Origin of the sequence: Nonomuraea monospora, from assembly GCF_039531895.1 — a bacterium.
Classification (GTDB): domain Bacteria; phylum Actinomycetota; class Actinomycetes; order Streptosporangiales; family Streptosporangiaceae; genus Nonomuraea; species Nonomuraea monospora.
Genome location: NZ_BAAAQX010000016.1, coordinates 227,978 through 251,800, shown reverse-complemented (window position 1 = coordinate 251,800; position 23,823 = coordinate 227,978). Strand labels below are relative to the sequence as shown.

The 23,823-nt window shown below is 72.3% G+C and carries 22 protein-coding genes; 12 read left to right on the top strand and 10 right to left on the bottom strand.

Going from position 1 to position 23,823, the window contains the following annotated elements; translation table 11 throughout:
• Positions 1–204: 204 nt before the first annotated feature.
• Both ABD331_RS29740 and ABD331_RS29735 read right to left on the bottom strand, forming a co-directional pair.
• On the bottom strand, positions 205–1,059 hold the full coding sequence (locus tag ABD331_RS29740) for a hypothetical protein (protein WP_344481530.1): 855 nt from the start codon (positions 1,057–1,059) through the stop codon (positions 205–207).
• A gap of 81 nt (positions 1,060–1,140) precedes the next feature.
• Positions 1,141–2,337 carry a cytochrome P450 gene (locus ABD331_RS29735; RefSeq protein ID WP_344481527.1) on the bottom strand — a complete coding sequence of 399 codons (1,197 nt, stop codon included), beginning with the start codon at positions 2,335–2,337 and terminating at the stop codon, positions 1,141–1,143.
• Between the two features lie 189 nt (positions 2,338–2,526).
• On the opposite strand from ABD331_RS29735, the gene ABD331_RS29730 reads away from it, so the two are divergent.
• A complete protein-coding gene (locus ABD331_RS29730) occupies positions 2,527–4,041 on the top strand; it encodes an FAD-dependent monooxygenase (RefSeq protein WP_344481525.1) in 1,515 nt (504 codons plus the stop codon).
• Positions 4,042–4,069: 28 nt separating this feature from the next.
• Here ABD331_RS29730 and ABD331_RS29725 read toward each other — a convergent pair whose 3' ends face one another.
• Positions 4,070–5,509, bottom strand: coding sequence for an MFS transporter (locus ABD331_RS29725; RefSeq protein ID WP_344481523.1), 1,440 nt, complete (start codon positions 5,507–5,509; stop codon positions 4,070–4,072).
• Positions 5,510–5,614: 105 nt separating this feature from the next.
• Here ABD331_RS29725 and ABD331_RS29720 point away from each other — a divergent pair, with 105 nt between their 5' ends.
• Together ABD331_RS29720 and ABD331_RS29715 are read left to right on the top strand one after the other, a co-directional pair.
• Positions 5,615–6,268 carry a TetR/AcrR family transcriptional regulator gene (locus ABD331_RS29720; protein WP_344481521.1) on the top strand — a complete coding sequence of 218 codons (654 nt, stop codon included), beginning with the start codon at positions 5,615–5,617 and terminating at the stop codon, positions 6,266–6,268.
• Positions 6,269–6,299: 31 nt separating this feature from the next.
• Positions 6,300–7,253, top strand: a complete 954-nt coding sequence (locus ABD331_RS29715) for an NAD-dependent epimerase/dehydratase family protein (protein WP_344481518.1) — start codon at positions 6,300–6,302, stop codon at positions 7,251–7,253.
• Between the two features lie 19 nt (positions 7,254–7,272).
• Here ABD331_RS29715 and ABD331_RS29710 read toward each other — a convergent pair whose 3' ends face one another.
• Genes ABD331_RS29710 through ABD331_RS29690 form a run of 5 tightly spaced genes read right to left on the bottom strand, consistent with a single transcriptional unit; the run spans position 7,273 to position 11,911 of the window.
• The gene (locus ABD331_RS29710) at positions 7,273–8,553 is read right to left on the bottom strand and encodes an ABC transporter substrate-binding protein (RefSeq protein ID WP_344481516.1); all 1,281 of its coding nucleotides are present in this window, start codon (positions 8,551–8,553) and stop codon (positions 7,273–7,275) included.
• Between the two features lie 5 nt (positions 8,554–8,558).
• The gene (locus ABD331_RS29705; RefSeq protein WP_344481514.1) at positions 8,559–9,557 is read right to left on the bottom strand and encodes a branched-chain amino acid ABC transporter permease; all 999 of its coding nucleotides are present in this window, start codon (positions 9,555–9,557) and stop codon (positions 8,559–8,561) included.
• A complete protein-coding gene (locus tag ABD331_RS29700; RefSeq protein ID WP_344481512.1) occupies positions 9,554–10,435 on the bottom strand; it encodes a branched-chain amino acid ABC transporter permease in 882 nt (293 codons plus the stop codon). Before ABD331_RS29700 ends, ABD331_RS29705 begins: the two co-directional genes overlap by 4 nt.
• A 4-nt stretch (positions 10,436–10,439) precedes the next feature.
• Positions 10,440–11,156, bottom strand: a complete 717-nt coding sequence (locus ABD331_RS29695; protein ID WP_344481510.1) for an ABC transporter ATP-binding protein — start codon at positions 11,154–11,156, stop codon at positions 10,440–10,442.
• On the bottom strand, positions 11,153–11,911 hold the full coding sequence (locus tag ABD331_RS29690) for an ABC transporter ATP-binding protein (protein WP_344481508.1): 759 nt from the start codon (positions 11,909–11,911) through the stop codon (positions 11,153–11,155). Before ABD331_RS29690 ends, ABD331_RS29695 begins: the two co-directional genes overlap by 4 nt.
• A gap of 178 nt (positions 11,912–12,089) precedes the next feature.
• Between ABD331_RS29690 and ABD331_RS29685 the strand changes: the two genes are divergently transcribed.
• The 9 genes from ABD331_RS29685 (at position 12,090) to ABD331_RS29645 (ending at position 22,040) form a co-directional block, all read left to right on the top strand.
• Positions 12,090–13,433, top strand: coding sequence for a PucR family transcriptional regulator (locus ABD331_RS29685; RefSeq protein ID WP_344481506.1), 1,344 nt, complete (start codon positions 12,090–12,092; stop codon positions 13,431–13,433).
• Positions 13,420–14,898, top strand: a complete 1,479-nt coding sequence (locus ABD331_RS29680; protein WP_344481504.1) for a long-chain-fatty-acid--CoA ligase — start codon at positions 13,420–13,422, stop codon at positions 14,896–14,898. The genes ABD331_RS29685 and ABD331_RS29680 overlap by 14 nt, the downstream gene beginning before the upstream one ends.
• A gap of 48 nt (positions 14,899–14,946) precedes the next feature.
• Positions 14,947–15,696 carry a sulfite exporter TauE/SafE family protein gene (locus tag ABD331_RS29675; RefSeq protein ID WP_344481502.1) on the top strand — a complete coding sequence of 250 codons (750 nt, stop codon included), beginning with the start codon at positions 14,947–14,949 and terminating at the stop codon, positions 15,694–15,696.
• A 41-nt stretch (positions 15,697–15,737) separates the two neighbouring features.
• Positions 15,738–17,264 (top strand): ABC transporter substrate-binding protein, encoded by a 1,527-nt coding sequence (locus ABD331_RS29670; RefSeq protein WP_344481500.1) that lies wholly within the window; start codon positions 15,738–15,740, stop codon positions 17,262–17,264.
• 136 nt (positions 17,265–17,400) lie between these two features.
• Positions 17,401–18,345 (top strand): ABC transporter permease, encoded by a 945-nt coding sequence (locus ABD331_RS29665; protein ID WP_344481498.1) that lies wholly within the window; start codon positions 17,401–17,403, stop codon positions 18,343–18,345.
• Positions 18,342–19,124, top strand: a complete 783-nt coding sequence (locus ABD331_RS29660) for an ABC transporter permease subunit (protein ID WP_344481495.1) — start codon at positions 18,342–18,344, stop codon at positions 19,122–19,124. The genes ABD331_RS29665 and ABD331_RS29660 overlap by 4 nt, the downstream gene beginning before the upstream one ends.
• Positions 19,121–20,731: an ABC transporter ATP-binding protein gene (locus ABD331_RS29655; RefSeq protein WP_344481493.1), complete on the top strand. Its 1,611-nt coding sequence runs from the start codon at positions 19,121–19,123 to the stop codon at positions 20,729–20,731. The genes ABD331_RS29660 and ABD331_RS29655 overlap by 4 nt, the downstream gene beginning before the upstream one ends.
• Positions 20,728–21,252 carry a GNAT family N-acetyltransferase gene (locus tag ABD331_RS29650; RefSeq protein ID WP_344481491.1) on the top strand — a complete coding sequence of 175 codons (525 nt, stop codon included), beginning with the start codon at positions 20,728–20,730 and terminating at the stop codon, positions 21,250–21,252. Before ABD331_RS29655 ends, ABD331_RS29650 begins: the two co-directional genes overlap by 4 nt.
• Before the next feature lie 23 nt (positions 21,253–21,275).
• A complete protein-coding gene (locus ABD331_RS29645) occupies positions 21,276–22,040 on the top strand; it encodes a hypothetical protein (protein WP_344481488.1) in 765 nt (254 codons plus the stop codon).
• On the opposite strand, the gene ABD331_RS29640 is transcribed toward ABD331_RS29645, so the two are convergent.
• On the bottom strand, positions 22,020–22,709 hold the full coding sequence (locus tag ABD331_RS29640) for a hypothetical protein (protein ID WP_344481486.1): 690 nt from the start codon (positions 22,707–22,709) through the stop codon (positions 22,020–22,022). The two genes, ABD331_RS29645 and ABD331_RS29640, sit on opposite strands and share 21 nt — an antisense overlap.
• Before the next feature lie 71 nt (positions 22,710–22,780).
• Complete coding sequence (locus ABD331_RS29635; RefSeq protein ID WP_344481484.1) at positions 22,781–23,797, bottom strand: LacI family DNA-binding transcriptional regulator; 1,017 nt, start codon at positions 23,795–23,797, stop codon at positions 22,781–22,783.
• Positions 23,798–23,823: the final 26 nt, after the last annotated feature.

The following is a 23,823-nucleotide window of genomic DNA, read 5'->3' as shown; positions in this document are numbered from 1 at the left end:
GCGGAGGCGGCGCGAGCGGAGGCGGCGCGAGCGGAGGCGGCGCGAGCGGAGGCGGCGCGAGCGGAGGCGGCGCGAGCGGAGGCGGCGCGAGCGGAGGCGGCGCGAGCGGAGGCGGCGCGAGCGGAGGGGCGACGGCGGCGGGAGGGTGGCCGACCGAGCGAAGGTGGCGGCTGGAAGAGGGCGTGCGAGCGCGGGGGCGGGGGGTTAGCGGGGTTTGAGGCGCAGCTTCCATCTCGTGATCTGCTCGGCGGCCCGTTGCCGGTCCACCCTGGCCTCCATCCGGCCCTGGGAGGCGAGTCGCCGGTCGCCGGCGCTGGCCGTCCGGTCGCGGGCGCTGGCGTCCCGGTCGTTCGCGCTGGAGCGCCGGTCGGCAGCCTCGCCGCGCCGGTCCTGCACGTCCTGGTGTTCCGCCTTCAGCCGGTCGGAGCGCATCGCGGCCAGTTCGACGCGCAGGGCGGCGCGGTCCATCCGGTTGCGTTCCCTGTCGGCGGCGGCCAGGGTCCTGGCCTCGGACAGGAGCCGCCACTCCTCGCGGACGGCGGGCGGTGCGTCGCGGAGCGCGGCCTGGCGGAGTGCGGCGGCCTCGTCGCGCTCCTCGGCGGCGCGGTCGCGGCTTTCCGCCGCCCACAGCAGGTCGTGCAGGCGGCGGTCGCGCAGGTCTTCGGCTTCCCGCACCTGCTCCAGGTGCCGTTGGCGCAGGTGGGCTGCCTTGTCGCGGGCGTCGGCCAGGTCGTCGCGGTGCCGTGCGACCTGGTCCCGCTCCTCGGCGGCACGGTCGCGCGCCCTGCCCGCGGCGTCCCTCCGCTCGGCGGCGTGGTCGCGGGTGCCGACCTCCCGCGTCACGGACGGCTCGCCCTCCGGCGCTCCGGCCTGCTCGTCGTGCGCAAGAGATCGGCCCTCCGCCGTTCCGGCCTGCTCGTCGTGCGCACGAGATCGGCCGTCCTGGGCGTCGGGCTGCTCGCCCCGCGCGTCGGGCTGTTCGCCCTGCCTCGCATCAGGCGGCTGCTCGCCTTCCCACGTCTCAGGCTGCTCGTCCCTCTGAACGTCCTCGCCCGCCATCGCCGTCTCCACTGCTGGCCGTCCCTGCCTCCAGTGTGCCCCTAACCTGGGGGCGACGGCTGACATTTCGTGGTTACGGAGCTACCAGGCCACCTCCAGGGAGCTGAGCCCGTACACGACGGAGGACGAGCGGAACTGCGGCGCGGTGTCCGTGACGCGCAGGTTGGGGAAGCGGTCGAGCAGGGCGGGGAAGGCGATCCGCAGCTCCATGCGGGCCAGCGGCGCGCCCAGGCAGTGGTGGACGCCGTGACCGAAGGCGAGGTGGCCGGGGGCGCCGCGCTTGAGGTCGAAGGCGTCCGCGTCCGGGAGGAACGAGGGGTCGCGGTTGGCGGCGGGCAGGGTGACGAGCACCTGGTCGCCCTGCTGGATCCGCTGGCCGCCCACCTCGGTGTCGACGGTCGCGACCTTGGTGGTGCCCGAGTTGACGATGCTGAGCCAGCGCAGCAGCTCCTCGACGGTGGCGTCGATCCGCTCCGGCTCCTTGCGCAGTAAGTCGAGCTGCTCGGGGTGGCGCAGGAGGGCGAGCGTGCCGAGGGAGAGCATGTTCGAGGTGGTCTCGTGCCCGGCGAACAGCAGCAGGCCGCCGATCCCGACCAGCTCGTCGGTGGACAGGTCGTCGCCGTGCTCGCGCACGAGCATGCCGAGGAGTTCCTCGCCCGGGTCGGCCTGGATGCGGGCGATCAGGCTCTCCATGTACGCGCGCTGCTCGAACTGCAGCATCATGCGCTGCTCGCCCGGCAGGCTCATGTCGAGCATCCTGGCGGTGCGCTGCTGGAAGCCCTCGCGGTCCTCGTACGGGACGCCGAGCAGCTCGCAGATCACCAGCGACGGGATCGGCAGCGCGAACGACGGCACCAGGTCGGCGGGCGCCCCCGTGGCCTCCAGCGCGTCCAGGTGCTCCTCGACGATGCGGCGGATCCTGGGCTCCAGCCGGTTGATCCGGCGGATCGTGAACTCCGGCGTGAGCATCCTGCGCAGCCGCGTGTGCTCGGGCGGGTCCACGCCCAGCAGGTTGCCCGCGCGTACCTTGGCGAGCTGCTCCTCCGTCATGGGCGGCGCGCCGGGCAGCCGGGCGATGTTCTGCTGGGCGATCTTGAACCGCTCGGAGTCGCCGAGCACCTCGCGGACGTCGGCGTGGCGCGTCACCAGCCAGGCCTCCGTGCCGAACGCCGTCGTGACCCGTTTGACCCGATCCTCGTCCCGCGCGGCCGCCAGCTCCGGTGCCGGATGGAACTCCACCCGCCGCATGTGCAACGGCATCGTCGAGGTCTCGCTCATATGCAGCCCCTGGGTGATCGTCAATTTTTCGTAGCACGGTACTGATGCTTGCGACCGTTCACTAGTTGCGAGTTTCAATCGTTGTGAGCTCGTACCACGGCCATGACCCCAGGCGTGCGCGGGCTTCCTTGACGCGGGCGCGACAGGCCGAGGACTATTTCTGGGTTCATCTGGACGAATAGGACTTCCATGGATCTGGTAAGGCAAGTTCCCGACTCCGTGCCCGTGCTGATCGCCGGAGGCGGGCCCGTCGGCCTGGCGACCGCCGTGGAGCTGGCCCACCACGGCGTGCGCTGCCTGGTGGTGGAGCCTCGGGAGACGGTGTCGTGGCTGCGGCCACGCGCGAAGACCACCTCGGCCCGCTCGATGGAGCTGCTGCGCAGGTGGGGGCTGGCGGAGACGGTGCGCTCGCGGGCGCCGCTGGCGGTGTCGTGGTCGGACGAGGCGGTGTTCGTCACCGGGCTGCTGGGCCGCGAGATCACCCGCATCGGCGGCTGCTTCGGCCTCGACCTGGTCGGCTCCGACCTGGCGGCCGAGCCCGGCCAGCAGGTGCCGCAGCCGCTGGTAGAGGAGGTGCTGCGGGAGGCCGTCGGCGACGCGCTGCTGACCGGCTGGCAGGTGGCCGGCCTCCAGGAGGACGCCGGCGGGGTCACCGTGCGCATCACGTCCGGCGACCAGGAGCGGGAGGTACGCGCCCAGTACGTCGTCGGCTGCGACGGCCCGCGCAGCGTGACCAGGGCCGCCATCGGCTCCCGGTACGAGGGCCGCCAGGACGCGCGCCCCAACTTCAACATCGTCTTCCGCGCCCCCGGCCTGGCCGAACGCATGCCGCACGGGCCCGCCGTGCACTACTGGGTGCTGAACCCGGCCCAGCCCGGCATGCTCGGCCGCCTCGACCTGAAGGACACCTGGTGGTGCATCGCCCAGGGCGTACGGGCGGAGGACGCCGACCCCGTCCGCCTGGTGCGCAACCTCGCGGGCGAGGACATCGAGGTGGAGGTCCTGGCCACCGACCCGTGGACGGCGCGGATGCTGCTGGCCGACCGGTACGCGAGCGACCGCGTGTTCCTGGCGGGCGACGCGGCCCACCAGAACCCGCCCTACGGAGGTCACGGTTTCAACACGGGCATAGGCGACGCGGTCAACATCGGCTGGAAGCTGGCCGCCGTGCTGCTCGGGTGGGCTCCGGCGGGGCTGCTGGGCACGTACGAGAGCGAGCGCAGGCCCATCGCCGCCGACACCATCGAGGCCGCCGCGAGCAACATGGCGACGCTCGCGCCCGAGCTGGCGGATCCGGCGCTGATGGGGGGCGAGGAGGAGTTCGAGAAGGTGCGGCCGGCGGTGGCCGAGGCGGTGCTGCGGACCAAGGACAGCGAGTTCCACAGCCTGGACCTGGTGCTGGGCTACACCTACGCCGGGTCTTCGATCGTCTCGTCAGGGGCCGGGGAGCGGCTGCCGCACCGGTGGCTGGCTCCTGGGGAGTCCCTGTACGACCGGCTGGGGCCGGGGTTCAGCCTGGTCGGGGATCAGCGGTCGCCCGGGGCCGCCGTGGTGGTGGCGGAGGCTCAGGAGCTGGGGGTGCCGTTGCGGGTGGTCGATCTGCCTGGGGAGCCGCTGGCGCTGGTGCGGCCGGATCAGCATGTGGCCTGGAGGGGCGGGGACCCGTCGGGGGCGATGCGGATGGCGCTCGGGCACGGGCGTTGACGTCGTAGGGGCCGTAGGGCTGTGCTGATCACAGCCCTACGGCAGACAGTGAGTCTTGCTGAGGGGCGGACGCGGTCCGGCGTGGGAGCAGGAAGCAGGCCAGCAGTGCCACCCCGAACAGCACCGCCCCGATGAGCAGGCTCGTCCGCGTGGCGGCGGCGAAGTCGCCGTCGGCGGCCAGCCGCCCGAAGAACGCCGTCCCCACGGTCGCGGGCCCGGCCGCCATGCCGAGCTGTACGACGGTGTTCACGGTCCCTGACGCGGTCCCGGCGTCGCCCGCCCCGGCCCCGGCCAGCGTGATCAGCATCAACGACGACGCCCCGAGCCCCAGCCCGGCCCCGTACAGCAAGACGGGGACGACGAGCTGCCACGGCGTGAGGCCCGCGCCGAAGTGCGTCACGACGAAGCTCATCGTGACGGCCCCGGCCAGCAGCAGCACCAGCCCGGCCATCGGCAGCCTGCGGCCCAGCCGGGGCACCAGCGGCATGCCGACGCCGTTCCCGGCCACGATCCCGACGGTCGCGGGCAGCATGGTCAGGGCCGCCTTGAGCGGCGAGTAGCCCAGCCCCTCCTGCAGATGCAGCGTCAGGACGAAGAACGCGCCCATCCCGCAGTAGAAGATCAGCATGACGAGCAGCCCGGCCGACATGCCCCGGTCGCGGAACATGCCGATCCTGATCAGCGGCTCGCGCCCGTTCCGCTCCCGTCCGCGCTGCATCGCCACGAACCAGCCGAGCAGCGGCACGGCGGCGGCCATCAGCAGGAACGCCCAGCCGGGCCAGCCCAGCTCCCGCCCCTGCACCAGCGGGTAGAGGACGGCGAGCAGGGCGGCGGCGAGCACGAGCACGCCCGGGACGTCGGTGCCGCCGCGCCCGGTGCGGCGGGGGGCCGGCATGACGAGGGCGGCGCCGACGACGGCGGCCAGCGCGATCGGCACGTTGATGAAGAAGATGGTCCGCCAGTGCCAGCCGAACAGGTCGGCCTGGGTGAGCAGCCCGCCCAGCAGCGGCCCGGCCAGCCCGCCGAGCGGGAACGTCATCCCGTACAGCCCCATCGCCTTGCTCTGCTCGGACGCGGGGAACTCGGCGTGGACGAACGCCAGCACCTGCGGCACCATCAGCCCGGCGAACGCGCCCTGCGCGACGCGGGCGAGCAGCAGCACCGTGACGTCCGGCGCGAGCCCGGCGGCCAGCGAGGCGAGGCCGAACCCGGCGGTGCCCAGCATGAACAGCGCCCGGTGGCCGAACCGGTCGCCGAGCCGGCCGCCGGTGATCAGGGTGAGGGCGAAGGCCAGCGTGTAGCCGGTGGCGGTCCACTGCAGCGCGGACGGCGGCGCGTCGAGGTCGCGCTGGATGGCGGGCAGCGCGATGTTGACGATCTGGGTGTCGACCATGTCCATGAACACGGCCGTCAGCAGCAGGCCGAGCGCGGCCCAGCGGAGCCGGTAGGGCTCCGGTTCCGTTGACATGTTCATCTCCTTTTTTGTCTTCTAGCGAGCAGTGTCATACGAGGCCGTGATTTAGTCAACCATCTATATAATTAACTCCAATGGCCGGATGGCAGAATGCTGTTCATGACGAAAGAGGAGAAGGCGGCGAAGGCCCGGAGGCGGGCGCCGGCCCCGCACGAGCGGCAGCGCGACCCCGAGCGCACGAAGGCCCGCATCCTCGAGGCCGCCATCGAGGAGTTCTCCGCCAAGGGCGTCGCCGGCGCCCGGGTGTCCGAGATCGCCGCGCGGGCGGGCGTGAACCAGCAGCTCATCGCGTACTACTTCAACGGCAAGGAAGGGCTCTACCACGAGGTCGGGCGGCGCTGGCGGGCCCGCGAGGCCGAGGCGATCTCCGAGGACATGAGCTTCCCCGAGATGATCAAGCATTACGTCCGGATGGGCGCCGACCCCAAGCTCGGCGGACGCCTGCTCGCGTGGGAGGGCCTCGGCTACACCGGCGAGGACAGCGAGGAGGACCGGGAGCGCAACGAGCGGTTGCGGCAGGAGGTGGAGCAGATCCGCGAGCGGCAGCGCGCGGGCGAGCTGGACGACCGCATCGACGCGGCCGCGCTGATGCTCATCGGGATGAGCGCGGGGAACGCGCTCGCGGTGTACCCGCAGCTCGCCCGGGGGCTGTTCGGGGCCGACGGCGGCTCGGCCGAGGTCGTCGAGCACTACGCGGAGCAGGTCGCCTATCTGATCGGGCTGCTCGGCAGGAGGCCGGCCGGCGAGGCTTAGGGCAACGCGGTGAACGGTTTACGCTGATGCCATGCGGGTTGTGGTGATTGGCGGTAGCGGGCATATCGGGACGTACCTCATTCCGCGCCTCATCGGCGCCGGGCACGAGGTCGTCAATGTGAGCCGGGGAAAGCGGGAGCCGTACACGCCCCACGGGGCCTGGCAGCGGGTCACCACGGTCGCCGCCGACCGCAAGGCCGAGGAGGCCGACGGCACGTTCGGGCGGCGGATCGCCGAGCTGGGCGGCGACGTGGTCATCGACCTCATCTGCTTCAAGGAGGACAGCGCACGGGCGCTGGCCGACGCGCTCGCCGGGCGGGTGCGGCACTTCCTGCACTGCGGCACGATCTGGGTGCACGGGCCGAGCGCGCAGGTGCCGACGACGGAGGCCGCCAAGCGCACGCCGTTCGGCGAGTACGGCGTGCAGAAGGCGGCCATCGAGGCCCACCTGCTCGATCGCGCCCACCGCGAGGGCTTCCCGGTCACGATCATCCATCCCGGGCACATCACGGGGCCCGGCTGGGTGCCGGTGAACCCGGCGGGGAACGTCAACCCAGGGGTGTTCCAGCAGCTCGCCGAGGGCAGCGAGGTCACGCTGCCCAACCTCGGCATGGAGACCGTGCAGCACGTGCACGCCGACGACGTCGCCCGGCTGTTCATGGACGCCCTGGCCAGCCCGTCGGCGGCCGTCGGGGAGAGCTTCCACTCCGTGGCCGCCACCGCCCTGACGCTGCGCGGGTTCGCGGAGGCGGTGGCGGGCTGGTTCGGGCGGGAGGCGCGGCTGGCGTTCCTGCCGTGGGAGCAGTGGCGGGGCACGGTCTCGGAGTTCGACGCCGACCTCACCTACGACCACATCCTGCACAGCCCGCACTGCAGCATGGAGAAGGCGGAGCGGCTGCTCGGGCACCGCCCCCGGTACACCTCGCTGGAGGCGGTCGCGGAGGCGGTCGACTGGCTGGTGCGGGCGGGGACCATCAAGCCCTAGGCCCCCCGCCGCCGTCACGTCAGCCGCCCAGCGGGCCGAACTCCTTGCGGGTGTCGATGACGTCCCCGAACAGCTCCCACCGCTGCCCCTTGAACGTCATGAGCTGCATCGACTCGATGGGGAAGCCGTCTCCCTGCGCGGTGTCCAGCGTCACCCCGGGCAGCAGCATGTCCACCTTGATCCCCTTGAGGTTGTGGACGGAGTCGCGCAGCCCCTCGCGGGTCGGGCAGGCCGCCGCCTCCATGGCCTTGTGGAAGCTGCTCGCCGCCGCCCAGCCGAAGGTGTGGTAGGGCACGTTGGCGTCGGCGCCGGGCGCGTACTGCTGCATCTTCTGCTTGTAGAGCTGCATCTCGGCGTCGTTCGCCCACGTCGGGTCGTTCGGGTCCTTGTAGTACGTGGCCGACACGACGCCCTGCACGTTCTCGAACCCGACGGGCTTGAGCACCGTGATGGAGGCGGAGACGTTGTTGACGATGTGCAGCGGGTTCCACTTGGTGTTCTTGGCGTCGGCGGCCAGCGCCTGCGAGCCGAACTTCGGGGTGGTGATGTTGAGCAGGACGTCGGCCTTGGACTCGGCGAGGTTGCGCATCTGCGGGTCGATGCTGGGGTCGGTGACCTCGTAGCTCTGCTCGGCCACGACCTGCACCTGCGTGCCTTCGAGCGCCCGCTTGAACCCGCCGAAGAGATCCTTGCCGAAGTCGTCGTTCTGGTAGAGGACGGCGACCTTGGCGTCGGGCTTCTCCTTCTTCAGGTAGGCCGCGTAGACGCGCGCCTCGGAGATGTAGTTGGGCTGCCAGCCGATGGTCCACGGGTGGGCGGTGTCGGTGCCCCAGATGGACGCGCCGGTGGCGACGAACACCTGCGGGACCTTGCGCTGGTTGGTGTAGTCCCAGGTCGCGGCGGTGGAGGGGGTGCCGAGCGTCTGGAACAGGGCGAAGACCTGCTCCTGCTCGACGAGCCTGCGGGCCTCCTCGACGGCCTTGGGCGGCGAGTAGCCGTCGTCGCGGACGACGAACTCCACCTTGCGCCCGCCGATGCCGCCCTTCTCGGCGTTGACGTAGTCGAAGTAGGCCTTGATGCCCTTGGGGATGTCCCCGTAGGCGGAGGCGGGGCCGGACAGCGGGTAGATGCCGCCCAGCTTGATGGTCTTGTCGGTGATGCCGGTGGTCTGTTGCCCCGCGCACTGGCCGCCTGCCGCCGCGGTGCCTCCCGTGGCTCCACCTGTGGCCGCCTCGCGCCCCCCGCAGGCGGCGGTGGCGAGCAGGAGCAGTGCCGCGCAGCCGATCGCAGAAACTCGCATCCCTCTTACTCCTTCCGGGGAATTTTCCTGATCAAGCGCCCGGCCAGTCCGGCCAGCCCCGTCGGGGCCACGTACATCACCGCGATGATCAGCAGGCCGAAGATGACGCCGGGCGCCGCGTCGTTGACGTCCTGCGCGATGCCCGGCACGAACTGCACGAACAGCGCGCCGAGCACAGGTCCTGCCAGCGAGCCGAGCCCGCCGACGACCAGGCCGGCCAGCAGGGTGATCGACAGGTTGACGGTGAACGAGTCGGGAGAGACGAACCCGATCACCCACGTGTAGACACAGCCGGCCGCCCCGGCGAGCATGGCGCTCCAGGCGAACGCGAGCGTCTTGTAGAACGACAGCCGCACCCCCATGACCTCGGCCGCCGTCTCGTTGTCCCTGACGGCGTGCAGAGCACGGCCCACCCGGGACCGCAGCAGCGCGGCGACCAGCAGGAACGAGGCGACGGCGACCGCCAGCGTGAGGAAGTAGAGCCACTGGTCCTCGGCCAGGCCGCTCCACGCGGGCGGCGCCGGCTTGGGCAGCGTCAGGCCCATGGAGCCGCCGGTCACCCCCTCGAACCGCTTCAGCAGCGGCCCCAGGAAGATCGCGATGGCCAGCGTGACGAGCGCCAGGTACAGGCCGCGCAGCCGCATGGCGGGCACGCCCAGCGCGTAGCCGAGCACGAACGCCACCGCCGCCGCGATGGGCAGGGTCAGCGGGTACGGCAGCGCCCACCCGTCCATGAGGATGGCGGCCGCGTACGCGCCGACGGCGAAGAAGGCGCCGTGGCCGAGGGAGATCTGGCCCGCGTGCCCGACGAGGAGGTTGAGCCCGAGCAGCGCCACCGCGTACACCAGCACCATCGTGAGCTGGAAGACGTGGAAGGGGACGAGCTGGAAGGGGGCGTAGACGGCGGCGGCGAGCAGCAGGGCGAGCCCCGCCCAGCGCCGGTCGAACCTCCTGCGCTGCTTCACGGGCGCGGGCTTCACCTCGACCTTGCTGTCCAGGCTCATGCGCGTTCCACCGCCGCCCGTCCGAAGAGGCCCTGGGGGCGTACCAGCAGCACACCGAGGATGATCACCAGCGGCACCCCCACCTTGAGGTCGGACCCGATGAAGCCGACGTAGGCGCCGGCGAGGGTCTCGGCGACGCCCACGATCAGCCCGCCGACGACCGCTCCCGCCGGGCTGTCGAAGCCGCCGAGGGTGGCGGCGGCGAAGGCGTAGATGAGGACGCCGCCCATCATGTTCGGCTCCAGGAACAGCAGCGGCGCGACGAGCACCCCTGAAACGGCGCCCACGGTGGAGGCCAGGCCCCAGCCGAGCGCGAGCGTGCGGCCGACGCGGATGCCGACGAGCCTGGCGGAGGCGGGGTTGGTGGCCACCGCCCGCATGCCCAGGCCGATCCTGGTGTACTGGAAGAGCACGTACAGCAGGCCCATGACCAGCGCCACCACGCCGAGCACGCCCAGCGTGGAGAAGCCGACGCTGATCCCGGCCGCCTCCAGCGCGCCGCCGGGGAACGGGTTCGGGAAGTCCTTGATGAGGAACGTCCAGATCCAGCCGGCGGCGGCGTTGACGAAGATGAACAGCCCGACGGTGACGATCACGATGGTCAGCTCGGGCGCGCCCTCGACGGGCCGGATGATGACCCGTTCGATGAGCATCCCGCCCGCGAACGACACGACCAGCGTCACCACCAGCGCCAGCCAGAACGGCATGCCGGAGGCCACGCACTGCCAGGCGATGTAGGTGGAGAACATGGCCAGCTCGCCCTGGGCGAAGTTGACGATCCCGGTGAACTGGTAGATCAGCACCAGGGCCAGCGCCAGGCTGGCGTAGATGGCGCCCGCGCCGAGCCCCTCGACGACCTGCTGCAGGAATCCGGCCATCGCGTTACACCCGGTACCCGAGGTAGGACTGCGCGACCTGCTCGTCGGCCTGGATCTCCTCGGCCGTGCCCGACAGCACGATCCGCCCGGTCTCCAGGACGTGCGCCTGCTGGGCGACGCCCAGGGCGAGATGGGCGTTCTGCTCGACGACGACCACGGTGGTCTGCTCCTCTTCGTTGATGGTCTGGACGATGCGGAACAGCTCCCGCGTGACGAGCGGGGCCAGGCCCAGCGACGGCTCGTCGAGCAGCAGCAGGCGGGGCCGCAGCATGAGGGCCCTGCCGAGGGCGAGCATCTGCTGCTCGCCGCCGCTGAGGCTGCCTGCGGCCTGCTTGAGCCGCTTCTTCAGCACCGGGAAGTACTGGTGGACGCGTTCGAGGTCCTCCTCGACGGACGGGCCGCGCCGCACGTACGCGCCGAGCCGGAGGTTCTCCTCGACGGTCAGCGGCATGAACGTGCCGCGCCCCTCGGGCACGTGGGCGACGCCGAGCCGGGCGACGGCGTCGGGCGAGCGGCCGGTCAGCGCGACGCCGCCGAGCGTGATCGTGCCGCGTGTCCTGACCATGCCGGACAGGGCGCGCAGCAGCGTGGTCTTGCCCGCGCCGTTGGGGCCGAGTATCGCGCAGACCTCGCCCTCCTTCACGGTGAAGCGCACGCCGTGCAGCACCTGCGCGTCGCCGTAGCCGGCGACCAGGTCCTCCACCACCAGGTCCGCGCTCATGCCGCCGTCCCCAGGTAGGCCTCGATCACGGCGGGGTCGCGCTGGACCTCCTCGGGCGGGCCTTCGGCGATCTTGCGGCCGAAGTCGAGGCAGACGATGCGCTCGCAGATGCCCATGACGAACCCCATGTGGTGCTCGACCACGATGACCGTCAGCCCGAACTCGGCGCGGATCGATCCCAGCGTGCCCGCGAACTCCTCCACCTCGGCGGCGTTCAGCCCGTTCACCGGCTCGTCGAGGAGCAGCATGCGCGGGCGGGCGACGAGCGCGCGGGCCAGCTCGACCCGCTTCAGCGTGCCGAACGGCAGCCCTGTCGCGGGGTGCTCGGCCACCTGGGTCAGCCCGAGCCGTTCGAGCAGGTCGTCGGCGTCGGCGCGCAGCGCGCGCTCCTCGCGGCCGACGCCCGGCAGCCGCAGGCCGGCGGAGAAGAAGCCGGCGCGGCCCCTGTGGTGCGCGCCGACCAGCACGTTGTCGCGTACGGACAGGCGGGGGAACAGGCCCAGGTTCTGGAAGGTCCTGGCGATGCCGAGCCCGACGACGGCGTGCGGCGCCACACCGAGCAGATTCCTGCCCTCGTACGTGATCGTCCCGGACTGCGGCGTGTAGCGCCGGGTCAGGCAGTTGAACAGGGTGGTCTTGCCGGCGCCGTTCGGCCCGATGAGCCCCACCATCTCGCCGCCCGCCACCCCGAAACCCACGCCGTCCAGCGCGGTGATGCCGCCGAAGCGAACGGTAAGATCGTGTACCTCCAGCATCCGGCCTCCTGGAGAACAATGTTCTGAAGTTGGCCTCAGCGTAGGATCCGCTCGTCAAGGGCCGCATTGGGCACGGTGACCCAAGATGTTTCTGGTGAGTTGTCCTCTGAGCACAGGCTGGGTCTCATCCCGGTTACAACCCGTTGACCGTGCGGCAATGGCCATGGATCATCCCGGCATGTCCACAGGTTCGAGCACCGTGGAATCCGCCGTACGCGCGGAACGCACACGCATCCTGTCCGGGTTGCTCGGCGACCTGCGGGAGCTGGCAGACGTCGCGGTCGCGACGATGCGAGAGGAGATCCCCGCCTACGACGCCCTGGGCCCCGACTTCCACACCGACGTGCGCGACCAGGTGGTCAAGCACTACCGGGCCAAACTGGGCGTGCTCCTCGAGGACCGCACAGTGACGTTCGAGGACATCTCCTTCACCCGGCGCGCCGCCATGCGCCGCGCCAGGGCCGGGGTGGCGCTGGCCGACTACATCAACGCCTTCCGCGTCGGGCAGCAGGTGTTCTGGGACGCCGTGGTCGGGCGGGCCGGGCACGGCTACGCCGGGCGGGAGGCCGCGCTGTCCCTGGCCACCCCGCTCATGCGGTACTGCGACTTCGCCAGCACGCACGCCGCCAACGCGTACATGGAGTTCCAGCAGTACGCGGCGGCGGAGGCGGTGCGCGAGACCCGCGACCTGCTGGAGACGCTGCTGGCCGGGTGCGCGCCGACGCGCGGCAGGGAGGTGGCCGCGGCGCAGGCGCACAGCCTCGGCCAGGACGCGCGCACGCCGCTGCTCGTGGTGACGGCGGTGCTGGCCGGGCCGTCCGCCCACCCCGAGGACGCGCTGCACTCCGCGTGCGCCGCCATCGCCAGGGTCGCCGGAAACGGCACCCGCACCCTGTCCGTCGTGCGCCGCTCGGAGATCGTCGCCATCCCCGTGCTCGGCCCCGGCATCGGCCCCGAGGAGCTGTGCGACCGGCTGCAGGGCGTGGTGGAGAGCCTGGCCGTCGAAGGCGTCAGGCTGGCCATGGGCGTCAGCACCGTCGCGACGGGCGCCGCGCAGATCCCGCAGGCCTACCAGGAGGCCAGAGCCGTGCTCGACTTCGTGCCCGAAGAGGGCGGCGTGGCGGCGCTACCCAGGATCACGCCCTTCCAGTACCTCGCGCTCAAGGCCGACGAGACCGCCCGCAACCTGGTCGACCCGCGCATCACGGCCCTGCTGTCCGAGGACCGGGCGCGCGGCGGCGTGCTGACGGCCACGATCAGGGCGTTCGCCGCCGCGGACCTCAACCTGCGCACCGCCGCCGAACGCCTCCAGATCCACCCGAACACCGCGCAGTACCGGATGCGCAGGATCCAGGAGCGCACCGGGCGCAGCCTGCGCTCCATCAACGATCTCGTGGAGCTGCTCGTCGCCATCGCGTTGCACGATGCGCTCCCCACCAATGCCGGGCGGGAAAGACTGGCTGCCGCGACCAATGAGGGGCGTGGGAGATCGGACGTACGGTCTTTCCATGAACCTCGCTGACCGGCTCCACACCGCCGCTGCCCGGCTCGGCGGCAGGGCGGTTCTCACGCTGGACGAGGCGCAGCTCACCTACGGCACCCTCGACGAGCTGAGCGCCCGCCTCGCGGGCCTGCTGCGGTGCCGCGGGATCGGCCCCGGCGACCGGGTCGCGATCATGTTGCCGAACGTGCCGGAGTTCGGCGTCGTCTACTACGGGGTGCTGCGGACCGGGGCCGTGGTGGTGCCGCTCGACCCGCTGCTGAAGCGGCGGGAGATCGCCGCGTACCTGGGCGACTGCGGGGCCAGGCTGCTGATCGCCTGGCACGCCTTCGCCGAGACGGCGGAGGCGGGCTCGGCCGGCACCGACTGCTTCTTCGTGGTGCCGGGCGAGTTCAGGCGGCTGCTGCGGGGCGTGGCGGCCGAGCGCGAGATCGCCGACATGGAGGCCGACGACACCGCCGTCATCCACTACACCTCCGGCACCACCGGCCGGCCCAAGGGCATCGAGCTGACCCACGCGAACCTGGGCGGCAACGCCGCCACCGTGGCCCGCATGCACGCGCTCGGCGTGGACGACGTGGTGCTCGGCGCGCTGCCGCTCTACCACACCTTCGGCCAGACCTGCTCGCTCAACGCGACCGTGCACGCGGGCGCGCGGCTCACCCTCCTCGGCCGCTTCGACCCAGGACGGGCGCTGGAGGTGATCAGGCGCGACGGGGTGACGGTCTTCCAGGGCGTGCCGACCATGTTCATCGCGCTGCTCGACCACCCCGGCGCCTCCGACATGTCGATGCTGCGGGTCTGCGCCTCCGGCGGCGCGGCGCTGCCGCTGGACGTGCTGCGGGCCTACGAGGCCAGGTTCGGCTGCGAGATCGTCGAGGGGTACGGGCTCAGCGAGACCTCCCCCGTCGCCGCCACCAACCGGGGCGGCTCGCACCGCAGGGCGGGCTCGATCGGCTGGCCCATCAGGGGCGTGGAGATGAAGGTCGTCGGCGACGACGGCCGCGAGCTGCCCGCCGGCGAGATCGGCGAGGTCGTGGTGCGCGGCCCCAACGTCATGAAGGGGTACTGGAACGACCCGGTGGCCACCGCCGAGGTCATCCGCGACGGCTGGTTCCACACCGGCGACCTCGGCCGGGTGGACGACGACGGCTACTTCTTCCTCGTGGACCGCCGCCGCGACGTGATCATCCGCGGCGGCTACACCGTCTACCCGCGCGAGGTCGAGGAGGTGCTCTACGAGCACCCGGCGGTGCGGCAGGCGGCCGTGTTCGGCGTGCCGCACCCGGGGCTCGGCGAGGAGATCGAGGCGGTGGTGGCCGTGCGCGCGGAGGTGACCGGCGAGGAACTGCGCGACTTCGTACGGGAGCGGGTGGCGGCCTACAAGTACCCCCGTCACGTGTCGTTCGTGGACGAGCTGCCGATGAGCCCCACCGGCAAGATCCTCAAGCGGGCGCTGCCCCGGCGCGGACTTCATCTCACATAGTGGCACAATTCGTCTTACGACTTAAGACCTGCCCTAGAGTCGCACAGCATGACACCTTGGGAGATGGCCGCGGTGCTCGCGGCCGGCGTGGCGGGCGGAGCCATCAACACCGTCGTCGGGTCCGGGTCGCTGATCACGTTCCCCACGCTGCTCGCGGTGGGGCTGCCGCCGATCACCGCCAACGTCTCCAACAACATCGGCCTGGTGCCCGGCGGGCTGTCCGGCGTCGCGGGCTACCGTGAGGAGCTGAAGGGGCAGCGCGACCGGCTGCTCAGGCTGGCCCCGGCGTCGGTGCTGGGCGCGCTGGCGGGCGGGCTGCTGCTGCTCAACCTGCCGGAGAGCACGTTCACGGCGGTGGTCATCGTGCTCATCGCGATGTCCTGCACGCTGGTCGTGATCCAGCCCCGGCTCAGCCGGGCGCTGGCCGACCGGCCCAGGCGCGCGCACGGCGGCCCGTGGCTGTGGCTGGGCGCGCTGGCGGCGGGCGCGTACGGCGGCTACTTCGGCGCCGGGCAGGGCATCCTGCTCATCGGCCTGATGGGCATCCTCATCGACGAGGAGCTGCAGCGCGTCAACGCGGCCAAGAACGTGCTCGTCGTGCTGGTCAACGGCACCGCCGCGATCCTGTACGCGCTCGTCGCCGACGTGGACTGGACGGCGGTGCTGCTGGTGGCCATGGGCTCGATCGCGGGCGGCTTCCTCGGCGCCCGGCTGGGCCGCAGGCTGCCCGCCCCTGTGCTGCGCGGCGTGATCGTATGCATTGGCTTGGTGGCGATTGTGAAGCTCCTCACCGATTGACGGTATTGCGCCACAAATGAAAATCGTTACCATTGTCGGACATGCGCCTAGATCGTCGTGCCTTCCTCTCCGCAGCCGCCGCCATGGCCCTGGCCGGCTGCACGGCCCAGCCCACCGGCGGAGCCGCCTCCTCGCAGCCCACCAGAGGCGGCAGGCTGCGGGCCGTGTTCGCCGGCGGCGGCGCGCAGGAAAGCCTGGACCCGCACCTGGCCAACCTCTTCCTGGAGGCGTCCCGGTCCAAGGCCATGTTCGACAAACTCGCCGACTACGGCACCGACGTGTCGATCGTGCCGCGCCTGGCCTCCCGCTGGGAGCCCGACGCCGAACTCAGCACGTGGCGGATCACGCTGCGCGAGGCCGCCTTCCACGACGGCAAGCCGGTACGCGCCGCCGACGTCCTGCACAGCTACGCCCGCATCGCCGACGACCAGCGCACCTTCCGCGCCAAGGCGAACCTCGCCCTCATCGACCTCCCCAACAGCCGCGCCGTGGACGACCGCACGGTCGAGTTCCGCCTGAAGCGGCCCTACGCGGAGTTCCCCAACGTGCTGGCCGCCTTCGGCGCCTACATCGTGCCCGAAGGCGCCGACGAATTCAGCCGACCGGTCGGGTCGGGGCCGTTCACGTTCGGCTCGTTCCAGCCCGGCCGCTCGCTGCTGCTCAAGCGCAACCCCTCCTACTGGGACGGCGCCCCGTACGTGGACGAGCTCGAATACCTCATCGCGGGCGAGGAGTCCGCCCGGGTCAACGCCGTACTCGGCGGCCAGGCCGACTACGCCCACGACCTCACCCCCGCCACCGCCCGCACCCACGAGGCCGCCGGCCGGATGTCCATCGTGCGGCTCACCAACAGCGGCATGCAGGCGTTCGCGATGAAGGTCGACCGGCCGCCCTTCGACGACCCGCAGCTCCGCAAGGCCATGTTCCTGCTGGCCGACCGGTCGCAAATGATCGACAGCGTGCTCGGCGGGGCCGGGCAGGTCGGCAACGACCTGTTCGGCAAGGACTACCTCTACTACGCCGCCGACATCCCCCAGCGCACCCCCGACCTGGAGCAGGCCAAGTGGCTCGTCGACAAGGCCGGCGCCAAGGGGCTGAAGATCCAGCTCGACACGTCGGCGGCGGCCAGCGGCTTCCTGGAGGCCGCCAGCGTCTTCGCCGACCAGGCCCGGCAGGCCGGGCTCGACGTCACCGCGAAGGTCGGCAACAAGGACACGTACTGGGCCGACGTGCTGAACAAGGGCACCATCTGCTGCTACCGCTCCGGCGCCATGCCCATCGAGACGCACATCTCGCAGCGCCTGCTCACCAACTCCACCACCAACGCCACCAAGTGGGCGCGGCCCGAGTTCGACGCCCTCTACGACCAGGCGGTCGCCACCCCGGACGAGGCCAAGCGGCGCGCCCTCTACCAGGACATGCAGCGCACCCTGCACGGTGAGGGCGGCTTCCTGATCTGGGGGTTCGCCGACTGGCTGCTCGGCACCTCCCCCAGGCTGCGCGGCGTCGCCAACGCGCCCGCCAACACGCTGGACTGGGCTCGCTTCGACAAGGTGTGGCTGGGATGAACCCACCCCAGCACCCTCTGTGCGGCGCGGCTCGCATGCGGTCGGCTCAACGCCCCCAGCGCGAGGCGGCCCACGCGAGCGCACCCCAGCGTCCCCTGGGCGGCGCGGGCCGTGTTCGTCGTGGGGTGGGTTTCACGTGAATCTGGCCCGTTACGCGATGCGGCGGGTGCTGCTCGGGGCGGTGCAGGTGGTGGCGGTGGCCTCGCTGGTCTTCGTGCTGACCGAGGCGCTGCCCGGCGACGCCGCCGTCGTGCTAGCCGGGGACATCCCCGACGAGGAGCGCATCGCGCAACTGCGCGCCGCCCTGGAGCTGGACCGGCCGGCCGTGGAGCGGTGGGCGGGCTGGCTGGCCGGGCTGGCGCGCGGCGACCTGGGCGTCTCCCTGGTGTCCGGACGGCCGGTCGCCGACGTGCTCGCCGACGGCCTGCCGCCGACGCTCGCCCTGGCCGGGCTCACGCTGCTGCTGCTCGTCCCCATCGCCGTCACGGCCGGGGTGGTCGCGGCCGTACGGCAGGGCGGCCCGCTCGACCGGGCGCTCACGACCGTGACCGTCGGCCTGTACTCGATCCCCGAGTTCGCGCTCGGCGTGGTGCTCGTCGCCGTCTTCGCGGTGCGGCTCGGCTGGTTCCCGCCGACGGCCGTCGGCGCGCCGCCGAACCTGCTGGAGCAGCCCGCCCTGCTGGTGCTGCCGCTGGTGGTGCTGCTGGCCAGGCCGGTCTGCTCCATCAGCCGCCTGGTACGCGCCGGGATGGTGAACGCGCTGGAGTCCGGCTACGTGACCCACGCCCGGCGGCTCGGCCTGTCGCCGTGGCGGGTGCGGCTGGCGCACGCGCTGCCGAACGCCCTGGCCCCCGGCGTCCAGCAGCTCGCCAGGACGACGGACTGGCTGCTCGGCGGCGTGATCGTGGTCGAGTCCGTGTTCGTGATCCCCGGGCTCGGCACCTTGTTGAACGATTCGGTGGCCGCCAGGGACATCCCCGTGATCCAGGCGCTGTGCGTGGTGTTCGCCACCACCACCGTGGTGGTGAACCTGGCCGCCGACCTGGGGGCGTACCGGCTGGCTCCAGGGAGTGCACGGTGAGGAGACGTCGTGGGTTCGCAGTCGTGCTGCTCGCCGTGCCGCTGGTGCTCGCACTGGCCGGGCCATGGCTGGCCGGGACGCCCGAGCCGCGCGGCGTGTCCTTCGCCGCCGGCGGGCTGCTCGGCACCGACTTCGTCGGGCGGGACGTGTGGGAGCAGGTGCTGCTCGGCGGGCGTTCCGTGGTCGTCGTCGCGGTGCTGGCGACGCTGCTCGCCTACGCGGCCGGGGTGCCGCTGGGGCTGCTCGCCGGCCTGGCGGCGGCGCTGGCCGGGCGGCGGTGGGTGGACGAGGTGCTGATGCGGCCGCTGGACCTGCTGCTGGCGGTGCCGTCCCTGCTGCTGCTCGTCATGCTGGCCGCGCTGCTCTCGCCCGGGCCCGCCGCGCTGGTGGGGATCGTGGCGCTGATCGGACTGCCGGAGGTCGTCCGCATCTGCCGCGCGGCGGCGCTCCAGGCGGCCGGCGGCACCGCGATGGAGGCGCTGCGGCTGCAGGGCGAGACGTGGTGGCGGCGGGCCATCGGGTACGCCGGCCGGTCGATGCTGCCCACCCTGGTGGCGGACGTGGGGGTGCGCCTGGTCGGAGCGCTGTACCTGGTGGCGTCGGCCAGCTTCCTCGGCGTCGGGCTCGCTCCGGACGCCAGCGACTGGGCGGTCATGGTGGACCGTAACCGCACCGGCATGTTCCTGCAGCCGTGGGCGGTGGTGGTGCCCGCGCTGCTGATCGTGGCCCTGTCGGTGGGGCTCAACCTGACCTTCGACCGGGCGGCGGTGCGCAAGTGATACTCAAGGTCTCCGGGCTGCGGGCCGAAGCCGGTGGGCGGGCGCTGGTGGACGGGGTGTCGCTGGAGCTGGCGGCGGGCGAGACGCTCGCGCTGGTGGGCGCGTCTGGCAGCGGCAAGACCACCACGGGGCTGGCGCTTCTCGGCGAGCACGCTGCCGGGGTGCGGGTCACGGGTGAGGTGTGGCGGGCTGAGGGTGGGGTGGCGTACGTGCCGCAGCACCCGTCCAGCGTGCTGAACCCGGTGCGGCGGGTGGGCGGCGTCCTGCAGGAGATCGCCCGCGCCCAAGACGGCGGCGCGCGGGTTGACGGCGGGCGAGGCGGCGGCGCGCGGATCGGCGGGTGGGGCAGTGGCGCGCGGATCGGCGGGTGGGGCAGTGGCGGGCGGGGTGAGGGGGCTCGGGTGGAGGAGCGGGTGCGGGAGGCGGTGCGGCGGGCGCGGTTGCCGGTGGAGTTGCTGCGCCGTTACCCGCACCAGCTCTCGGGCGGCCAGCAGCAGCGCGTCGTGCTGGCGCAGGCGCTGCTCCTCGACCCGGTCCTGATCGTCGCCGACGAGCCCACGACCGGCCAGGACGGGCTGATCCGCGCCGAGGTCATCGAGGAGTTCCGCGCGCTGCGCGCCCAGGGCATCGCGCTGGTGCTGCTCAGCCACGACCTGGCCATGGTCCGCGCCCTGGCCGACCGGGTGGCGGTGATGCACGCGGGCCGCGTCGTCGAGTCGGGCCCGGCCGCCGCCGTCCTGGACGCGCCCCGCCACGACTACACCCGCAGCCTCCTCGCCGCCCGCCTGTCTCCGAGAACGGCGACACCGCAGGCCACCGCACCAAAGCCGCAAGCCGCCGTACCGCAGTCGCAGGACATAGCACCAAAGCCGCAGGCCATCGGACCTAGGTCGTGGGCCGCCACACCGAAGCCGCAGGACACCGCACCGGAGCCGACGTCTGCCCAGGTCAGCGCACCCTCCGCCGTTCTGGCGGTGCGGGACCTGGTGGCCGGGCACCGGCGCGCCCCCGTGCTCAAGGGGGTCAGCCTGAGCGCCGCGGAAGGAGAGTGCGTCGCCGTCCTGGGCAGGTCGGGCAGCGGCAAGACCACGCTGGCCCGCTGCCTCGCCGGCCTGCACCGCCCCGCCTCAGGCACCGTGACGCTGAACGGCCGCCCGCTCCCCCGCCACCTGCCCGCCAGGGCCCGCGACGTCCAGTACGTCTTCCAGGACGCCAGGGCCTCCTTCGACCCGTACCGCAGCGTGTCGGCCCAGGTCGCCCGCACCGCCGTACGGCTGCGCGGCGCCACCCCGCAGGAGGCGGCGGCGAAGGCGCGGGCGATGCTGGAGCGCGTCGGCCTGGACGAGCCCACGGCGGCCCGCCGCCCCGCCGCGCTGTCCGGCGGCGAGCTCCAGCGGGCGGCGCTCGCCCGCGCCCTGCTCGCCGAGCCGAAGGTGCTCATCTGCGACGAGATCACCTCGGGTCTGGACGCGCTCGTGCAGGCGTCCATCCTCGACCTGCTCGACGAGCTGCGCCGCGACCTCGGCCTCACCCTGCTGCTCATCAGCCACGACATGGACGTGGTGGCCAGACTCGCCGACCGTGTCCTGGAACTGGAGACGACATGAACGCCTACACGGTCGTGCCCGCCGAGCCGCGCCACCTGGAGGGGGCGCGGCGGGTCATGCTGGACACGTTCTACCGGGAGTTCGGGTACGGCTACCGTCCCGAGTGGCACTGGGATGTGATCGATCTGGAGGGCACGTACCTGCGGCCGGAGCGGCACACGCTCGTCGTGGCGGTGCACGGGGAGGAGGTGGTGGGGACGACGGCGGTGCGGGCGGGCGGGCCGAAGAGCCCGCCGCATCCCGAGTGGCTGGGGAGGCTCTATCCGGATCTCGGCACGGCGCAGCTCTTCCGGGTGTACGTGGATGCGGGGCATCGCAGGCGGGGACTGGCTCGTGAGATGGTCGCGCAGGCCCGCCGGTTCGTCGCCGAGGCTGGTTATCAAGCGCTCTACCTGCATACGGACACGCGGGTGGAGGGGGTGGAGAAGTTCTGGAGTTCGGTGGCGGAGCCGGTGTTCGACGCCAGGGACGGCGATCCTGAGCGCTTCCAGACCGTGCATTACGAGATCGGGTTGTCGTGACGGTCCGCTAGCCTAGGCTGCCGATGATCCGTCTCCTGGCCATCCTGGCGGCCACCGCACCGAGCCTGTTATCCATCCTGCTGCCCGCGCAGAAGTATTGCGGCTGGTTCGCCTATGAGGTGGCGTCGCCGACCCCGCTGCAGGCCGCTGTCTGGTGGGCCGCCGGGCATGCCGCGACGCTCCTGCCCGTGGTGCTGGCGCTGCTCGCGCTCTGGGTGCCGCGGTGGTTCCCGCCGGCCGGGGCGATCGCGGCGGCGGCGGCCTCGGTGCTCAGCGCGCTGACGCTGGTCGTCCCCTACCAGACGCCGTGCGGCCCGCAGCACGGCGAGTGGTCGCTGACGGCCTGCCATGTGGTCGCCGTCGTCGCCCTGCTGCTGACCCGCCCCGAGCAGCGGGTGCCCCGGCTGAGGGCGGCCATCTGGAGCGGCGTCGTGCTTCTGGTGCTCGGCCGGGCCCTGGTCAGGAACTACTTCCTGAGCGGCGAGGCCGGCTGCTACGCGGATCTGAACGACATGTGGGCGCTCGCCTTCTACCGCCTCGACACCGCCGAGGGCGTCTACGCCTGGGTCGCCGTGGCGGCGATCGGGGCCGTGTTCGCCGAGCGTCGGGCCGCGCCGTTCCTCGGCCTGGTGCTGCTGGTTCCCGCGCTGTTCGAGCCCGTCGCCTGGTTCCTGTCGGGTGCGGCGCACAACTGCTCCAGCGCTCTGGAGCTGTTCGGCTGGCCGTACCTGATCGCGGGTGTGCTGGCGCTGCTCTCTCACGCCCGCCTAACCCGCCAGCCCCAGTAGAAACGCCACAGGCACGAACGCGACCGTCAGCCCCACCGCCCACCACTTCGGCGCGGGCCCATCGCGGAGCACCTCGACACCGAGCGGCACCAGCGCGACGACCAGCCCCGCCAGCGCCACCAGCGAGACCGGATCGGTGCTGCCCTTGAGCACCCCCAGCGGCAGCAGGGCCGCCAGCCCCAGTGCCGCGCTGCGCACCGGGCCGAGCGTCTTGGACAGGCAGGCGCCGACGGCCAGCACGATCCAGCCGCCCATGATGCACACGTTGGTCGCCTTGAACACGTGGAACGCCCCGTACGTGCCCTCCACCGCCCGCTGTGCCGCCTCCAGCCCCAGCACGTCCACGAGCTGGAACGCCAGGTGGCTGACGCCGGCGTGGAAGACGCGTCCGAACAGCCCGAGGACGACCAGCGTGACCCCCCATCGCGCCCAGCCGGTGCGCCCGATCCGGCGGCCGAGGGCGGTGACGGCGGGCCACAGGAGGACGACGCCGGCCGCGTACAGGCCGTAGGACCAGGCCATCCGGCCGGGGTCGGCGGCGTGGGCGGCGAGCTGGCCGGGGAAGAAGTCGTCCGCGCCGACGCGGGTCAGCACGCCGGCGGTGAGCAGCAGCGGCCCGAGCACCAGCCCGGCGCCCTCGGCCCAGCGGCCGGGGATCTCGTTCGTCATACCGGCCATCCAAGCCGGGGCCGGGCCTGAGCACATGGGCGCTGGGGCGAGAGCCCGAGGTAGTGCGAGCACTACCGCTGGCCGGCTGTGCTCTCCCTGACGATGAGCCGGTGGGGGATGACGATCTCGGGGGCCGGCCCGAGCTCTCCGCGGATGGTCTCCAGCAGCGTGTCCACGGCCCGGCGGGCGATCTCGGCCTTGTCGGGGGCGATGGTGGTGAGGCTGGGCGTGCTGTACTGGCCCTCCTCGATGTCGTCGAGGCCGACCACGGCCACGTCGTCGGGGACGCGGCGGCCCGCCCTGGTGAGCGCTCTGATGGCGCCGAGGGCGAGCAGGTCGTTGTAGCAGAACACGGCGTCGGGCGGCTCGGGCAGGGCGAGGAGCCGTTCCATGGCCTCGGCGCCCAGCCGCCGGTGGAAGTGGGAGGTGGGCACGATCAGCTCGTCGTCCACGGGGAGGCCGGCGCGGGCGTGCGCCTGCCGGTAGCCGGCGGTGCGGAGCTGGGCGGTCTCGCCGGTCGCGTACGGCTGGTCGCCGATGGCGGCCACCCGGCGGCGGCCCAGGTCCAGGAGGTGCGCGGTGGCGTCGCGGGCGGCGGCGACGTTGTCGATGGCCACGTGCGGGAGGCTGCCGTTGAAGATGTGCTCGCCGAGCAGCACGATGGGGACCCGGTTGCCGCGGGCGCGCAGCTCCTCGGCGGTGACGGACAGCGGGCTGAGCAGCAGGCCGTCGAACATGGTGGCGCGTGAGTCGCGGCCGAGCAGCTCGCGTTCCCTGTCGCCGTCGCCGTCGGTCTGGTCGATCATCACCACGTAGCCGTGGGCGCGGGCGGCCTTGATCACCTCGCGGGCCAGCTCGGCGAAGTACGGCACGTCCAGCTCGGGCACCACGAAGGCGATCATGCCCGTGCGGCCCTGTTTCAGGTTGCGGGCGATGAGGTTGGGGCGGTAGTCGAGCTCGTCGAGTGCCACCTGCACGCGGGCCCGCAGCTCGTCGGAGACGGGCGCGTAACCGTTGACGACGTTGGACACCGTACGGATGGACACGTTCGCCAGTTTCGCGACATCGCGCAGGGTTGTACCGGCCATGCGTCTCCTATACCTCCGGGTGCCGT

Excerpts from the sequence above, each read along its gene's own strand:
- ABD331_RS29650 (WP_344481491.1), top strand. The coding sequence starts at position 20,728 with ATGAACGCCTACACGGTCGTGCCCGCCGAGCCGCGCCACCTGGAGGGG.
- ABD331_RS29675 (WP_344481502.1), top strand. The coding sequence starts at position 14,947 with ATGACACCTTGGGAGATGGCCGCGGTGCTCGCGGCCGGCGTGGCGGGC.
- ABD331_RS29720 (WP_344481521.1), top strand. The coding sequence starts at position 5,615 with ATGACGAAAGAGGAGAAGGCGGCGAAGGCCCGGAGGCGGGCGCCGGCC.
- ABD331_RS29715 (WP_344481518.1), top strand. The coding sequence starts at position 6,300 with ATGCGGGTTGTGGTGATTGGCGGTAGCGGGCATATCGGGACGTACCTC.
- ABD331_RS29735 (WP_344481527.1), bottom strand. The coding sequence starts at position 2,337 with ATGAGCGAGACCTCGACGATGCCGTTGCACATGCGGCGGGTGGAGTTC.
- ABD331_RS29695 (WP_344481510.1), bottom strand. The coding sequence starts at position 11,156 with ATGAGCGCGGACCTGGTGGTGGAGGACCTGGTCGCCGGCTACGGCGAC.
- ABD331_RS29725 (WP_344481523.1), bottom strand. The coding sequence starts at position 5,509 with ATGTCAACGGAACCGGAGCCCTACCGGCTCCGCTGGGCCGCGCTCGGC.
- ABD331_RS29740 (WP_344481530.1), bottom strand. The coding sequence starts at position 1,059 with ATGGCGGGCGAGGACGTTCAGAGGGACGAGCAGCCTGAGACGTGGGAA.
- ABD331_RS29670 (WP_344481500.1), top strand. The coding sequence starts at position 15,738 with ATGCGCCTAGATCGTCGTGCCTTCCTCTCCGCAGCCGCCGCCATGGCC.
- ABD331_RS29680 (WP_344481504.1), top strand. The coding sequence starts at position 13,420 with ATGAACCTCGCTGACCGGCTCCACACCGCCGCTGCCCGGCTCGGCGGC.
- ABD331_RS29700 (WP_344481512.1), bottom strand. The coding sequence starts at position 10,435 with ATGGCCGGATTCCTGCAGCAGGTCGTCGAGGGGCTCGGCGCGGGCGCC.
- ABD331_RS29730 (WP_344481525.1), top strand. The coding sequence starts at position 2,527 with ATGGATCTGGTAAGGCAAGTTCCCGACTCCGTGCCCGTGCTGATCGCC.
- ABD331_RS29635 (WP_344481484.1), bottom strand. The coding sequence starts at position 23,797 with ATGGCCGGTACAACCCTGCGCGATGTCGCGAAACTGGCGAACGTGTCC.
- ABD331_RS29645 (WP_344481488.1), top strand. The coding sequence starts at position 21,276 with ATGATCCGTCTCCTGGCCATCCTGGCGGCCACCGCACCGAGCCTGTTA.
- ABD331_RS29690 (WP_344481508.1), bottom strand. The coding sequence starts at position 11,911 with ATGCTGGAGGTACACGATCTTACCGTTCGCTTCGGCGGCATCACCGCG.
- ABD331_RS29710 (WP_344481516.1), bottom strand. The coding sequence starts at position 8,553 with ATGCGAGTTTCTGCGATCGGCTGCGCGGCACTGCTCCTGCTCGCCACC.
- ABD331_RS29640 (WP_344481486.1), bottom strand. The coding sequence starts at position 22,709 with ATGACGAACGAGATCCCCGGCCGCTGGGCCGAGGGCGCCGGGCTGGTG.
- ABD331_RS29705 (WP_344481514.1), bottom strand. The coding sequence starts at position 9,557 with ATGAGCCTGGACAGCAAGGTCGAGGTGAAGCCCGCGCCCGTGAAGCAG.
- ABD331_RS29685 (WP_344481506.1), top strand. The coding sequence starts at position 12,090 with ATGTCCACAGGTTCGAGCACCGTGGAATCCGCCGTACGCGCGGAACGC.